Annotated in this window: 14 protein-coding genes; 2 read left to right on the top strand and 12 right to left on the bottom strand. The window is 51.4% G+C overall.

Annotated features, from left to right (window positions below; translation table 11 throughout):
• Window positions 1-53: 53 nt before the first annotated feature.
• From E1963_RS11180 to E1963_RS11170, 3 genes are read right to left on the bottom strand one after another with little or no spacing between them, the layout of a single operon-like run.
• Window positions 54-1982 (bottom strand): PTS fructose transporter subunit IIABC, encoded by a 1929-nt coding sequence (locus tag E1963_RS11180; RefSeq protein ID WP_132277986.1) that lies wholly within the window; start codon window positions 1980-1982, stop codon window positions 54-56.
• Between the two features lie 14 nt (window positions 1983-1996).
• Window positions 1997-2917, bottom strand: a complete 921-nt coding sequence (gene pfkB, locus E1963_RS11175) for a 1-phosphofructokinase (RefSeq protein ID WP_132277985.1) — start codon at window positions 2915-2917, stop codon at window positions 1997-1999.
• Window positions 2914-3663, bottom strand: a complete 750-nt coding sequence (locus E1963_RS11170; protein WP_132277983.1) for a DeoR/GlpR family DNA-binding transcription regulator — start codon at window positions 3661-3663, stop codon at window positions 2914-2916. The genes pfkB and E1963_RS11170 overlap by 4 nt, the downstream gene beginning before the upstream one ends.
• A 339-nt stretch (window positions 3664-4002) precedes the next feature.
• Here E1963_RS11170 and E1963_RS19725 point away from each other — a divergent pair, with 339 nt between their 5' ends.
• Window positions 4003-4149: a hypothetical protein gene (locus E1963_RS19725; protein ID WP_167482178.1), complete on the top strand. Its 147-nt coding sequence runs from the start codon at window positions 4003-4005 to the stop codon at window positions 4147-4149.
• Window positions 4150-4292: 143 nt separating this feature from the next.
• Here the strand turns inward: E1963_RS19725 and E1963_RS11165 are convergent, their stop codons facing one another.
• The 6 genes from E1963_RS11165 to E1963_RS11140 form a co-directional block, all read right to left on the bottom strand.
• Complete coding sequence (locus E1963_RS11165) at window positions 4293-4613, bottom strand: hypothetical protein (protein ID WP_132277981.1); 321 nt, start codon at window positions 4611-4613, stop codon at window positions 4293-4295.
• A 16-nt stretch (window positions 4614-4629) separates the two neighbouring features.
• Complete coding sequence (gene ptsP, locus E1963_RS11160) at window positions 4630-6255, bottom strand: phosphoenolpyruvate--protein phosphotransferase (RefSeq protein ID WP_132277979.1); 1626 nt, start codon at window positions 6253-6255, stop codon at window positions 4630-4632.
• An 82-nt stretch (window positions 6256-6337) separates the two neighbouring features.
• Entirely contained in the window at window positions 6338-7267 is a 930-nt protein-coding gene (gene cysK, locus E1963_RS11155) for a cysteine synthase A (RefSeq protein ID WP_132277977.1), read from the bottom strand.
• 53 nt (window positions 7268-7320) lie between these two features.
• Window positions 7321-8604, bottom strand: a complete 1284-nt coding sequence (locus tag E1963_RS11150; protein WP_132277975.1) for an O-acetylhomoserine aminocarboxypropyltransferase/cysteine synthase family protein — start codon at window positions 8602-8604, stop codon at window positions 7321-7323.
• 69 nt (window positions 8605-8673) lie between these two features.
• Window positions 8674-9114 carry an RrF2 family transcriptional regulator gene (locus tag E1963_RS11145; RefSeq protein ID WP_132277973.1) on the bottom strand — a complete coding sequence of 147 codons (441 nt, stop codon included), beginning with the start codon at window positions 9112-9114 and terminating at the stop codon, window positions 8674-8676.
• 183 nt (window positions 9115-9297) lie between these two features.
• Window positions 9298-9720: an RrF2 family transcriptional regulator gene (locus E1963_RS11140; protein WP_132277971.1), complete on the bottom strand. Its 423-nt coding sequence runs from the start codon at window positions 9718-9720 to the stop codon at window positions 9298-9300.
• A gap of 366 nt (window positions 9721-10086) precedes the next feature.
• Here E1963_RS11140 and E1963_RS11135 point away from each other — a divergent pair, with 366 nt between their 5' ends.
• Complete coding sequence (locus E1963_RS11135) at window positions 10087-10287, top strand: cold-shock protein (protein WP_006441829.1); 201 nt, start codon at window positions 10087-10089, stop codon at window positions 10285-10287.
• A gap of 141 nt (window positions 10288-10428) precedes the next feature.
• On the opposite strand, the gene E1963_RS11130 is transcribed toward E1963_RS11135, so the two are convergent.
• From E1963_RS11130 to E1963_RS11120, 3 genes are read right to left on the bottom strand one after another with little or no spacing between them, the layout of a single operon-like run.
• Window positions 10429-10872: an amino acid-binding protein gene (locus tag E1963_RS11130; RefSeq protein ID WP_132277969.1), complete on the bottom strand. Its 444-nt coding sequence runs from the start codon at window positions 10870-10872 to the stop codon at window positions 10429-10431.
• A 17-nt stretch (window positions 10873-10889) separates the two neighbouring features.
• The gene (locus E1963_RS11125) at window positions 10890-12221 is read right to left on the bottom strand and encodes a phenylacetate--CoA ligase family protein (RefSeq protein WP_132277967.1); all 1332 of its coding nucleotides are present in this window, start codon (window positions 12219-12221) and stop codon (window positions 10890-10892) included.
• 25 nt (window positions 12222-12246) lie between these two features.
• On the bottom strand, window positions 12247-12666 hold the full coding sequence (locus E1963_RS11120; protein WP_132277965.1) for an ACT domain-containing protein: 420 nt from the start codon (window positions 12664-12666) through the stop codon (window positions 12247-12249).
• Between the last annotated feature and the right edge of the window lie 9 nt (window positions 12667-12675).

Below are 12675 nucleotides of genomic sequence, written 5' to 3'. Positions count from 1 at the left end.
ATATGATACGGGCAGGTTCCATAGAGATAACGGACCCTTGCCGCCTGCTGCCGCTACCGTTTATCTTCCGGAAGCGGCCGTTTCAAAAGTACGATTCCGGCCATGGACACTACTGCGCCTGCTGCCATTGCCAGGAAGAACATCGGTGCATTTTCGATAATCCCGATGACAAAGATGCCGCCATGAGGTGCCCTGGACCCACAGCCGAAGGCCATCGATAGCGCTCCTGCCACCGCGGAGCCAAGCACGCACGGAGGAATGATACGAAGCGGGTCCGCTGCCGCGAACGGTATCGCGCCTTCCGTAATAAAAGACAGCCCCATGATATAGTTCGTTATGGTCGTCTGCTTCTCGCTCTTCGTGAACCGGTTCCTGAAAAATGTCGTCGCAAGCGCGATTGCCAGCGGAGGCGTCATCCCGCCTATCATAACTGCCGCCATGATATCAATCTGGCCGCTCGCGATTGCCGCGGTACCAAACACATAGGCCGCCTTGTTGAACGGTCCCCCGAAATCGATGGACATCATGCCGCCAAGCACTGCTCCGAGCAGTATCTTACTGGATTCTCCCATACCTGCCAGCATGTCATTCAGCCACGTATTGAACGCTCCTATCGGCGGATTCACGATAAAGATCATGATGATGCCCATGAACAGGATACCTAGGAAGGGAAACAGCAGTACCGGTTTCGTACCTTCCAGAGATTTCGGAAGCCTGCCAAGCAGCTTCTTGATGAGCACCATGAGATATCCGGCCACGAAACCGGCGATGAGCGCTCCGAAGAAACCTGACGAAATCCATTCCTCTTCCGGCAGCATGACGGAAGTTCCTGCCTTGGCCAGAAGGCCGCCCACGATACCCGGCATGAGCGCCGGCCTGTCACCGATGGCCATGGCAATATATCCTGCGAGTATCGGGAACATCATGCCGAATGCCGTATTGCCGACCGTATTGAAGAACAGCGCCAGCGGGCTTCCCTTACCAAAGTCCGCCCCTCCGGCGTTGGCTCCGTCCACGAGGAAGGATAAGGCAATCAGGATACCGCCGCCGATGACAAACGGAAGCATGTGGGACACGCCGTTCATCAGGCTCTTATATATCTTGCGCCCGAGGCTCTCCCCGTCATCGGACATGCTCTCTTCCTCGCCGCCTCTGCTGTGGTAGACAGGAACATTGCCGCTGACCGCTTCAGTAATCAGCTGTTCCGCTTTGCTGATGCCATTTGCCACCTTAGTCATAAGGACCGGCTTACCGTCAAACCGTGCCATCTTGACATCCTTGTCCGCGGCGATGATGATGCAGTCGCATGCGGCTATCTCGTCAGCCGTCAGAACATTCTTATCTCCGCCTGATCCGTTCGTCTCTACCTTGATCGTATATCCCATCTCTGCCGCTTTGTTCTCCAGGCTCTCCGCTGCCATATACGTATGGGCGATTCCGGTCGGGCACGCGGTGACTGCCAGTATGCGGAAGCCCTCCTCGGCCGGCTTATCTTCCTTATCCGCTTCTTCCTCTTCCGGGAATTTGGCACGCTCTGCCTTGTCTATCACTTCCAGGAACTCATCTGCCGATCCTGCCTTCCTAAGATGCTCCCGGAAGCTGTCATCCATCAGAAGCATGGACAGCCTGCTCAATACCTCCAGATGTACATTGTCTTCGGTATCCGGTGCCGCAATCAAGAAGATGAGGTGTACCGGTTCTGCGTCCAGCGAATCATAATCCACGCCGTCTCTTACCACCATGGCAGCAAGCCCCGGGGCCTTGACCGCATTCGTCTTGGCATGTGGTATGGCGATTCCTTCCCCGATACCTGTCGTACCTTCTTCTTCCCTTTTATAGACAGCTGCCCTGTACGCATCTAAGTCGGCGATATTGCCTCCTGCCGCCATGAGTTCCACCATCCGGCCGATAGTCTCTTCCTTCGTGTTCACGGCCCCATCCAGTTCAATGCTTGCCTTTTTGAGCAAGTCTACGATTTTCATGATATACATTCCTCCTATAATCCATACTCTGACGGTTCTTCCCCGAGCAGCTCCACTATCTCTTCTTTGCCTGCCAGCCAGCTCGTGAAGGCCGTGGCGCTTCCCGCCGCAATGCCAAGCTTAAAGGCTTTTTCATAGATTCCCGTGTTCAGCCATCCGGTGAGAAACCCTGCTACCATGGAATCTCCGGCACCTACGGAATTTTTGACCTCGCCCTTGGGCGGCTGGCTCCTGCATATCGTCTTATCCTCTGTCACGAGGATGGCTCCGTCTCCCGCCATAGAAACGAGCACATTCCGGGCTCCTTTTTCCTGAAGCATACCGGCATGCCGTATCATCTCTTCCTCTGTTTCCAGCACTGTGCCAAACATCTCGCCCAGTTCATGGTTATTCGGCTTTATTAGAAATGGATGATACTTCAGCACGTTCAGCAAAAGCTCCTTCGTCGCGTCTACCGCGATGTGTATCCCACGTCCATCGAGCCTCGCCATAATCTTCTCATAGATATCCGGCGGCATCGTATCGGGAATGCTTCCTGCCAATACAAGAAAGTCGTCTGCTTCCAACCTGTCCAGCCGCCCATACAGCTCTTGTAGCGCCTCTTCCGTAATGGAAGGGCCCTGTCCGTTAATCTCTGTTTCCTGTCCGTCATTGATCTTGACGTTGATTCTCGTGAACCCCTGCCCAAGCCTGATAAAATCTGTATCGCATCCGCAGTCGTTCAGCATCTGTTCCAGCGCATCCCCGGTAAAGCCGGCTACGAATCCAAGCGCCCTGCTCTTGCGCCCAAGATTCGAGAGCATGACAGAGACATTGTTGCCTTTGCCGCCCGGATAGATATGCTCGCCTGCCGTCCGGCTGATCTCACCCGGGGTAAGCTTCTCCGTCTGGATTACATAATCCAGCGACGGGTTGAAAGTTACCGTATAAATCATCCTTCTACCTCCACTACATTCCTGCATGACCTGTATGAATCGTCATTCAGCCTTGTCGTCACCACCGTACAGCCGTCGAATTCTGCAAATGTTACGGACGAGACCTGATTGATTTTGCTTGAATCTGACAGTATATAACTTTTCCGGCACTGCGATACTGCTTTTTCCTTCACAAGCGCCTCTGTAATATCCGGTGTCGTGAAGCCTTTGTCCCTGCTCACGCCGTTCGTCCCAAAAAACCCCTTCGTGAAGTTGTATTTCTTCAGGCTCTCTATAGCTTCCGCCCCGACTATCGCTTCCGTCGTCTCTTTCAGCTCTCCCCCGAGGAGATAGACCCTGCATCCTTTTTTCAGCAGCTTCTGCGCATGCCCTATGGCATTGGTCACAAATACAGCATCCGGCTCTGCAATATGGTCAATCAGCAGATCCACGCTGCTCCCCGCGTCCATATAGACAAAGTCATCTTTTTCCATGAGCGAGGCGGCATGCCTGGCAATCGCCACCTTTTCCTCTATATTCAGGTCTCTTCTTACAGACAGCGACGCGTCCTTCGTCATCGGCTCCAGATTCACTGCCGTCGCCCCGCCGTGCACCTTGATAAGGCTGCCTTTCCGGTGCAGCGCGGTCAGGTCTCTCCTTATGGTCGATTCCGATGTGTCAAGCTGCTCTGTCAGTTCCTGGACCGTAACCGTCTTTTTGTCATTTACAAGCCTAAGAATCTCGTTGTAACGTTCCTCTGCCAGCATATTAGTACCTCCAGTCTTTAAGATAGTCATTATCTTTCATATTCTTCCATTTTCGTTCATTTCTGTTATTATGATATAATCATTTTCAGTCAATGTCAATTAAAATCAGCCAATAATAACTACCAAAAAGAACCTTCTTTTATTATGCACATCTGACAAAGAGATTATCAGAATAGTTTTTCTTTTTAAAATGTTCTATACTGTTATTCAATGGCATTACTATATGGCTCAGATTTGGAGAGTAGTTGATAATATCACCTCTGTATCAGCCAGCATGCCACCGCCATCAGCTTTGACACGATTACCCTTGTCCTGAACAAAAAAAATCCCGCCATCAACGTGGCGGGGGCTATCTTCTGCATCAATATGCTCGTCATCCTGTTCGGAATCTTCCAGTACGGCATATGGGCCGTCATTATCGGAGCGGCGTTCTCGGGGGTTCAGGCACTTACGCTGAATCTGCTGCAAAAAATGGGAGTTTCGTAAACCAGACGCCGCTGGGGACGTATGGGGCAGATGCTCCGATGCGTCCCCTTCGGCTATCTACTTTACTGGCACGGGCGGGGGGGGGCTGTGTGTCGTTACTGGCCAGCATAAGGCTTTGGCTGTGTCAGCATAGTGATAAAGGGCTAAGCAAGTTGGAAACCTTGGTTGGTAATAACATAATGAAAAAGAGCCGGAATCAGGTACGGGGATGTTGAGATGACATCCCCTGGCCAGCAACGCCTCACGACCGCCTCGCCCTTGTTAGTAAAGTAGATAGCGGGCGGGGAGCCGGGTGGGAGATGCGCAGGTGTAAGCGGGAGAGGCGGAGAATCCGTCCCGGAATCCTTGGTTTGCGGAAGAGGAGCTGCTATCAGCGACTCTGCCGCAAAGTTAGGAGGCCGTGGACTAGTCGCAGCCTCGGACGCATCGGAGCAGATGCCACCCGGCTCCCAGTCCGCAGCCACTTTACCGCCCCCCCCACTACTGGATATCCCGGATCTTCTTCCTGAGTCCGAGTACCTGAGGTGGTGTCACGGATAATTCGTCTATGCCTATCTGGATAAAGAACTCTGTCAGCGTCAGATCTGCCGCCAGATCTCCACAGATACTGATTCTTTTTCCCTCCAGATGGACATTGTTCGTCACGATACGAATCATCTTGAGCAGCGCGGGATGGTGCGGGTCATAATATCTTCCGATCCTGCCGTTCTGCCGGTCCACCGCCATCGTATACTGTGACAGGTCGTTCGTCCCTATGCTGAAGAAGTCCACCTCTCTGGCGAGCTCCCCGCTGATCATTACAGCGGCCGGAGTCTCTATCATTACGCCAACCTGTATATCTTCATCAAAAGCTGTCTTTTCATCTTTGAGCTCGCGCTTGGCTGCTTCCAGCATCACCTTCGCACTCTGCACCTCAGCGAGCGATGTGATCATCGGGAGCATGATCGACACATTGCCAAATACCGAGGCGCGCAGTATAGCCCGCAGCTGCGTCTTGAACATCTCGTCCTTATCGAGGGAGATGCGGATTCCGCGGTATCCCATCGCCGGGTTGTTCTCCTCTCCGAGATCAAGACATTCCGCCTGCTTGTCGCCGCCCAGGTCAGCCGTCCTTATGACGACACGCTTCGCTCCCATGGCCTCGGCTGCCAGCTTATACGTCTGGAACTGCTGCTCTTCGGTGGGCAGCTTATGCCTGTTCTCCATATAGAGGAACTCGCTCCGGAACAGGCCGATACCGCCTGCATCGCTGCGCAGTACATTTTCTATGTCTTCCCGTTTGCCGATATTGGCGCAGATGTCAATCCTCTGTCCGCTCTGGGTGACGTTATCCTTTCCCTTGAGACGCTCCAGATTCTTCACCTGTGACACATTGCTTTCTTTCTTCTGCTTCATCCTCGTAAGCGTCGTGTAATCCGGCTCTATGTATATCTTTCCCTCGAAACCGTCGATGATGATAGTCTTGCCGTCATAATCCTTCTTCAGCGCTTCTCCGAGTCCGATGACAGAAGGAATCCCCATCGTTCTTGCCAGTACGGCGGTGTGTGAATTGATTGCGCCGTACCTCGTGACGAATCCGAGAATCTTCGTCTTATCAAGCTGCACCGCCTCGCTCGGATAGATCTCATTGGCCGCCAGCACGATCGGTTCATCCGTAAGCAGCTTGTCTTTCCAGCTTCTGGACAGAATGCGCACGAGCCTGCATGACACGTCACGGATATCCGTGTCATGCCCCTGGACATAGTTCTTCCCCTCCTGCACGCATGTCTCAACAAAATGCTCTGACGCAGACTGTACCGCATATTCCGCATTCAGCTTCTGTTCCAGTATCACGCCGGTAATCACATCGATATAATCCTGATCCTCCAGGATCATCTGCTGCATCTCAAAGATGGCGGCATTCGCCTCCCCGACATCTTTAATGGAATCCGTATACAAATCTTTCAGTTCCAGAAGGGCTTTCTCCCGCCCTTTCTGGAATCTCATGATCTCTTTTTCTACATCTTTGACATCAAACTTCTTGATTTCTTTTGTATCTCTCCTGTAAAACGACAGCCGTCCGATCGCGACGCCTTCCGAAACTTTCTTCCCTGTCAGTGTAATCATAGTACCTCTATCCTTTACTGCCTCTTCGTGTTCAATAAGATAACTTTACACGTTAAAGCAGCTTCCGTCAAGAACTAATATTTTACTCAAACAGTGGAGTTGACAGATATCTCTCCCCCGTATCCGGTAGCAGTGCTACAATCGTTTTTCCTTTATTTTCCACTCTCATAGCCAGCGTTATTGCCGCATGGAGCGCAGCTCCTGAGGAGATGCCGGTGAGAACACCCTGCTTTGCAGCCAGAAGCCTCGACGCATTGTAAGCCTCTTCATTTTCTACTGTTATAATCTCATCGTAGATATCCGTGTCCAGTATATCCGGTACAAATCCCGCACCGATTCCCTGCAGGCCATGCGGACCCGGTTTCCCTCCCGAGAGGACAGGGGAGGCGGCCGGCTCGACGGCAACTACTTTTATATCCGGGTTCTTTTCCTTCAAGTATGCACCCGTACCTGTGACCGTGCCGCCGGTACCTACGCCGGCCACGAATATGTCGACCGTTCCGTCTGTGTCTTGCCATATCTCAGGCCCTGTCGTCTCCCTATGCGCTTTCGGGTTCGCCTCATTCACAAACTGGCCGAGCACGATAGCATCTTCCGTCTCAGCCGCCAGCTCTTCTGCTTTGGCGATAGCTCCCGGCATTCCTTTGGCACCTTCCGTGAGGACGATCTCAGCCCCATATCCTTTCAACAGCTTCCTGCGCTCTATGCTCATCGTCTCCGGCATGGTAAATACGGTCCGGTATCCCCTCGACGCGGCAACTGAAGCCAGCCCGATCCCTGTATTGCCGCTTGTCGGTTCGATAATCGTGGAACCAGGGGCGATAAGCCCTCTCTCTTCCGCGTCAAGCAGCATCGATAAGGCCGCTCTGTCTTTTACGCTACCCGCAGGGTTGAAGAGCTCCAGCTTTACAAGCACTTTTGCCTGTAGCCCCTTTTCCTCCTCAATTCTGGCCACTTCCAGAAGCGGCGTCCTTCCTATCATTTCTTCTACGTTCTTGTATATCTGTCCCATTATGAAACTCCTCCTTTTCTACTGCCGGATTACACGGCTTTACTGATATATGGTTATATTGACGCCAATGCCTGATCCAGATCATGGATGATATCGTCGATATGTTCTGTCCCGATTGACAGACGTACGCTGTTCGGGCGTATGCCGGAATTGCCAAGTTCTTCCTCGGTCATCTGGGAATGTGTCGTGCTGGCCGGATGGATGACAAGTGATTTAACGTCTGCCACATTAGCCAGCAGAGAAAATATTTGCAGCTTATCAATGAAGCGTTTCGCTTCCTCTTCACCTCCTTTCACTTCAAAGGTAAAGATAGAACAGCCCCCTTCCGGAAAGTATCTGCCGTACAAATCATGGTATGGGCTGTCTGCCAGCATCGGATGGTTCACCCGTTCTACTTTCGGGTGCCTGCTCAGGTAATCGACTACCTGCAACGTATTCTGTACATGGCGTTCCACCCGCAGAGACAGCGTCTCAAGCCCCTGCAGAAACAGAAATGCGTGAAGCGGCGCCATCGTGGCTCCTGTGTCCCTCAATATGACTGCCCGGATTCTTGTCACAAATGCCGCCGCCCCGGCCGCCTCGGTAAATATGACGCCGTGATAGCTGGCATCCGGTTCGGTAAGCTGCGGGTATCTGCCTGATGCCTTCCAGTCAAATCTGCCTCCGTCTATGATTACGCCGCCAATCGCCGTTCCATGCCCCCCGATAAATTTTGTGGCCGAATGTACGACGATATCTGCACCATGTTCAAATGGCCGCAGCAGATACGGTGTCGCGAACGTACTGTCCATCACGAGCACGATTCCATGCCTGTGGGCCGTCTCCGCCACTTTTTCTATATCTGCAAGATTGGCGTTTGGGTTGCCGATGGACTCGAGGAACAGTGCCTTTGTGTTGTCCTGTATAGCCGCTTCCCACGCCCCTTCTTCATCGGGATCGATGAAAGTCGTCGTTATCCCCTGTGCGGGCAGCGTATGTTCCAGAAGGTTATAGCTTCCGCCATATATGTATTTGCTTGCCACGATATGGTCACCGGCATGGGCAAGATTCTGGAACGTATACGTTATCGCTGCCGCCCCCGAAGCTACGCCGAGCGCCGCCACGCCTCCCTCCAGCGCAGCCATGCGCTTCTCAAATACGTCCTGCGTGGAATTGGTGAGCCGGCCGTATATATTCCCTGCGTCTGCAAGGGAGAACCGGTCTGCCGCGTGCTGGCAGTCCCGGAACACATAAGAAGTCGTCTGATATATAGGAACCGCCCTGGCGTCGCTTGCCGGGTCCGGCTGCTCCTGTCCTATATGTAGCTGTAATGTCTCAAATTTCCAATCTCTGCTCATAACTGATGTCCCCACTTTCTTTATACTGCAATATTATTGTTCTGTCTGTGTCGCCCTGTGGATGTGCCGCTACAGGTAATACATAGGAACGAATTGTCCCTGCTTTTCCCGATAGTCATCCACGAGCCTGCCAAGCGTGCACTCCTGAAACAATTCATTTACCCTCCTGTCGATTTCATCCCAGACGAGTTCCCGGATAGCTGCTTCCACTTCATCTTCACATTCATCCGTTATCCTGTTGACAATTGAGAATTCTCCTTCCAGAGCCTCCAGAATCTCCTTCACCGTTATCTCAGATGCATCTTTTGCAAGCATGTATCCCCCTCCGGCGCCCTTGACGCTTGCCACGATTCCTGCTTTGCGCAAGGTACCGAATACCTGTTCAAGATAGTTCAGCGACAAGTTCTGCCTGCTCGCCGTCTGCGTAAGGGAGACCGGTTCCCCGTTTGTATTTGCCGCCATATCCACAAGTGCTCTCAGTCCATATCTGCCCTTGGTCGATATCTTCATTGCAGGCACCTCCATTCTAATTCCTACTAAATCGATATGATTTATATGTTTTATGTTATACACCATTTTTCCTACCATGTCAATATACTTTCTGAAAAAATATTCCAGATTAACGGACATGAAGAACGCCCGGGACAAGAATGTACGTTGATACATTCTTGTCCCGGGCGTCTGCACTACGGCCTATCCTCTCTCTGCCGCCACTTTGACAATCTCACCCACAGTCACTGCGTCTGTAACGCTGACGATTACATCCCAGAGCCTCCCCCACGTATCCTGCGTCGGACAGAGGCTGCAGCCAATACCACATCCAGTCTCTTTTGTCAGGCAATCTACAGGCACCAGCTCTCCTTCCACAGCCTCCAGCACTTCCCGCACCGTGAGCTGCCCAGCGTCTTTTGCGAGACGGTATCCGCCCTGTGCGCCGCGCACGCTCGTCACGATTCCTGCAGCTTTCAGCAGCCTGACGATGCGTTCCAGATATTTTTCCGAGAGCTTCCTTCGCTCCGCTATATTTTTTAGGCGTTCCAGGTGCCTGTCGTCTGAATGCATGGCCAGATCTGCCGTTATCTCTAACGCATAGATTCCTTTTGTCGATATCTTCATATGCAGTCCCTCCCAACAGGTGATTCCTCATCAGCACCAGCTTTACGCTATGATTCCTTCCACTATCTCACATTTCAGATCCATTATATCATCCTTTAGCACTTCTTTTGCTTCTTCAATATTCTACCAGATATTTCCCGTTCCTCGCAATGGCTTTCTCATGACATCTTCGATATCCATGCATGCTTTCTCTGCAAAGGCAGTCTGCATATACCCCGGTAATATAGTGATATTGTAAAAAAGATTGTCGAATGCATTGACTTTTTTATAAAAATATGCTAATCTGACGGGGTATTATTTATAGATTCATTTTATAGTTAATACGGTATCTAACTATTTATTTTTATTTTTTATGGAGGTAACACAATGAACAGAGGTACAGTAAAATGGTTCAACAACCAAAAGGGTTATGGTTTCATCTCAGATGAGACTGGCAACGATGTATTCGTACACTACTCAGGCCTGAACATGGACGGTTTCAAGTCTCTGGAAGAAGGACAGGAAGTAGAGTTCGAAGTAACTGAAGGCTCTAAAGGTCCTCAGGCTGTTAACGTAACAAGAGTTTAGTCAATTGCATTAATCAGAATTTGGATGTACCTTTTTATATATAAAACAAGACTTGAAAGATTGATTTAGATATTAAAAAGTAATACATGAAATGAGATTAAGAGAAGAGGGATGTCGAAATGACATCCCTCTTTTTTGTCTTTACACATTCGCCCTGTAAGCCTCATCTGCACTGTACACGTCAAATCCGCTGCCTTTCAGGATATCGATGACCCTCGCCGGGTCGTCGCTTTTGAGCACTGCCGCGGCATCGCTTCCGTTGGCAAATGCGTACATATATTCGATATTCACTTCGCCTTCCACGATCTGGTGCATCGCTTTGCTCAGGGAACCGGTAGCATGAGGCACCCGCAGCGCAACTACGTCTGTCAGCATAGCCGTAATATCCGCCTCCTTCAGAACCGCCCTTCCTTTGTGGGGATCAGACACAATCATGCGGAGCATTCCGTAATCAGATGTATCTGCCAGGCTCAAAGCTACAATATTTACCCCGCCTTCCGCAAGTATGGCAAGCACTTCGTCTAGTCGGCCCTCCCTGTTTTCCAAAAATACTGATAACTGCTGTACTGTATTACTCATACCCATCTCTTTTCCCCTCCTTCTTACAAGTCTCTCTTGTCGATGACACGCTTCGCCTTGCCTTCGCTTCGTTCTATCGTCTTAGGCTCTACCAGCTTCACTCTGGCGGATACGCCAAGCGCCTGCTTCAATGCGGCTCCGACCTTGTTCTTCAGTTCATCCAGCTTACGGATCTCGTCTGAGAAGTATCGCTCATCCACCTCTACCATAACAGTCAGGACATCGAGATTGTTCTCCCGTTCCACGATCATCAGATAATGAGGTGCCACGCCGCCTCCCATCGAGAGCAGCGCTGTCTCTACCTGGGTCGGGAATACATTGACGCCGCGGATGACTTTCATATCATCCGTACGTCCAGTGAACTTCTGGATTCTCGGCAGCGTCCTTCCACATTCGCACGTACTGTATTCGATGCTGGTCAGGTCCTTCGTCCTGTAACGGATCAGCGGCATGCCTTCTTTGGCAAGCGTAGTGAATACAAGCTCTCCCGTTTCTCTGTCCGCGCACGGGGTGTCATCTCCCGGGTTCAATATCTCAGGGTAGAAATAGTCTTCGTACACGTGAAGCCCTTTGTGGTGGATACAGTCCATGGCAACACCTGGTCCTGTGATCTCGCACAGCCCGTAGATATCGAAGCTGTTGATATGCAGGATGCCTTCGATCTTCTTGCGCATCTCGTCTGTCCACGGCTCCGCACCGTTGATGCTCGCCTTGATCTGGAGACGGTCCACGATTCCGGCTTCCTGCGCCGCCTCCGCCAGATAGAGTGCATAGGACGGCGTGCAGGCGAATGCCGTCGCTTTGAAGTCTTCCATGCACATGAGCTGGCGCTTCGTGTTGCCGGATGACATTGGTATCGCCATCGCCCCGAGCGCCTTCGCCCCAAGATCCAGACCCATGCCTCCTGTGAACAGGCCATATCCGTAACATACGTGGATGCGGTCGGCCTCTGTAAGCCCTGCCATCGTTAGCCCTCTTGCGACACATTCGCCCCACACGTCCACGTCATTCTGCGTATAGGAAGCCAGGGTAAGCTTCCCGGTCGTCCCGGATGTCCCCTGCACTCTTGCAATCTTCTCCTGAGGAACCGCCAGAAGCCCGAACGGATAGTTGTCCCTCAGGTCCTCCTTTGTCGTGAACGGGAGCTTGCCGATATCTTCGATACCTTTGATATCACCAGGCTCTACTCCGATCTCATCCATCTTCTTCCGGTAGAACTCCACATTCTCATATACGTTCTTTACCTGCTGTACGAGACGCCCGCTCTGAAGCGCGCTCATCTCATCCCTGCTCATACATTCTATCTTCGGGTCTCTGATCTTTTCCTTCCAGTCTTTTAATGCTACTCCTGCCATGTCTATCTACTCCTATTCTTAATCTTTATAAATCCGATTCCTCTACCATCTTCACACCTGCATCCTTAAGAATCTGAGCTGCTCCTTCATAGTCATCCGTACTGAATACCAGAACCGGCGCTTTTCCTTCGCGGATTACAAATGAATAGATGTAGTTTACATTTATTCTGCCTTCTGCAAGTATAGCCAACATCTGATTGAGATTGCCTTTCTTATCTTCCAGCTCCACGCCTATGACGTCATGAAGCCTGACGACAAATCCCTTTTCAGTCAAACACCCCTTCGCCTCTGCTGGCTTATCGACTACGAGACGAAGGATACCAAACTCCGGTGTGTCGAAAGACGCGACAGCCCGGATATTAATGTGCGCCTCTGTGAGACGAGACGTAACATCCATAAGGCTTCCCGGCTTGTTCTCCACGAATACTGATAATTGCCTGATCATACCACACCT

This window comes from Extibacter muris (assembly GCF_004345005.1).
GTDB classification, from domain to species: domain Bacteria; phylum Bacillota; class Clostridia; order Lachnospirales; family Lachnospiraceae; genus Extibacter; species Extibacter muris.
Note: the sequence above shows the minus strand (reverse complement) of the source record. Positions and strands in the feature narration are given on the sequence as shown.

What these genes read in the sequence shown, in the direction of transcription:
- cysK (WP_132277977.1), bottom strand. Translation starts at nt 7,267, where the DNA reads ATGGGACAGATATACAAGAACGTAGAAGAAATGATAGGAAGGACGCCG.
- E1963_RS11170 (WP_132277983.1), bottom strand. Translation starts at nt 3,663, where the DNA reads ATGCTGGCAGAGGAACGTTACAACGAGATTCTTAGGCTTGTAAATGAC.
- E1963_RS11145 (WP_132277973.1), bottom strand. Translation starts at nt 9,114, where the DNA reads ATGAAGATATCGACCAAGGGCAGATATGGACTGAGAGCACTTGTGGAT.
- pfkB (WP_132277985.1), bottom strand. Translation starts at nt 2,917, where the DNA reads ATGATTTATACGGTAACTTTCAACCCGTCGCTGGATTATGTAATCCAG.
- E1963_RS11130 (WP_132277969.1), bottom strand. Translation starts at nt 10,872, where the DNA reads ATGGGTATGAGTAATACAGTACAGCAGTTATCAGTATTTTTGGAAAAC.
- E1963_RS11135 (WP_006441829.1), top strand. Translation starts at nt 10,087, where the DNA reads ATGAACAGAGGTACAGTAAAATGGTTCAACAACCAAAAGGGTTATGGT.
- E1963_RS11140 (WP_132277971.1), bottom strand. Translation starts at nt 9,720, where the DNA reads ATGAAGATATCGACAAAAGGAATCTATGCGTTAGAGATAACGGCAGAT.
- E1963_RS11125 (WP_132277967.1), bottom strand. Translation starts at nt 12,221, where the DNA reads ATGGCAGGAGTAGCATTAAAAGACTGGAAGGAAAAGATCAGAGACCCG.
- E1963_RS11150 (WP_132277975.1), bottom strand. Translation starts at nt 8,604, where the DNA reads ATGAGCAGAGATTGGAAATTTGAGACATTACAGCTACATATAGGACAG.
- E1963_RS11180 (WP_132277986.1), bottom strand. Translation starts at nt 1,982, where the DNA reads ATGAAAATCGTAGACTTGCTCAAAAAGGCAAGCATTGAACTGGATGGG.
- E1963_RS11120 (WP_132277965.1), bottom strand. Translation starts at nt 12,666, where the DNA reads ATGATCAGGCAATTATCAGTATTCGTGGAGAACAAGCCGGGAAGCCTT.
- ptsP (WP_132277979.1), bottom strand. Translation starts at nt 6,255, where the DNA reads ATGATTACACTGACAGGGAAGAAAGTTTCGGAAGGCGTCGCGATCGGA.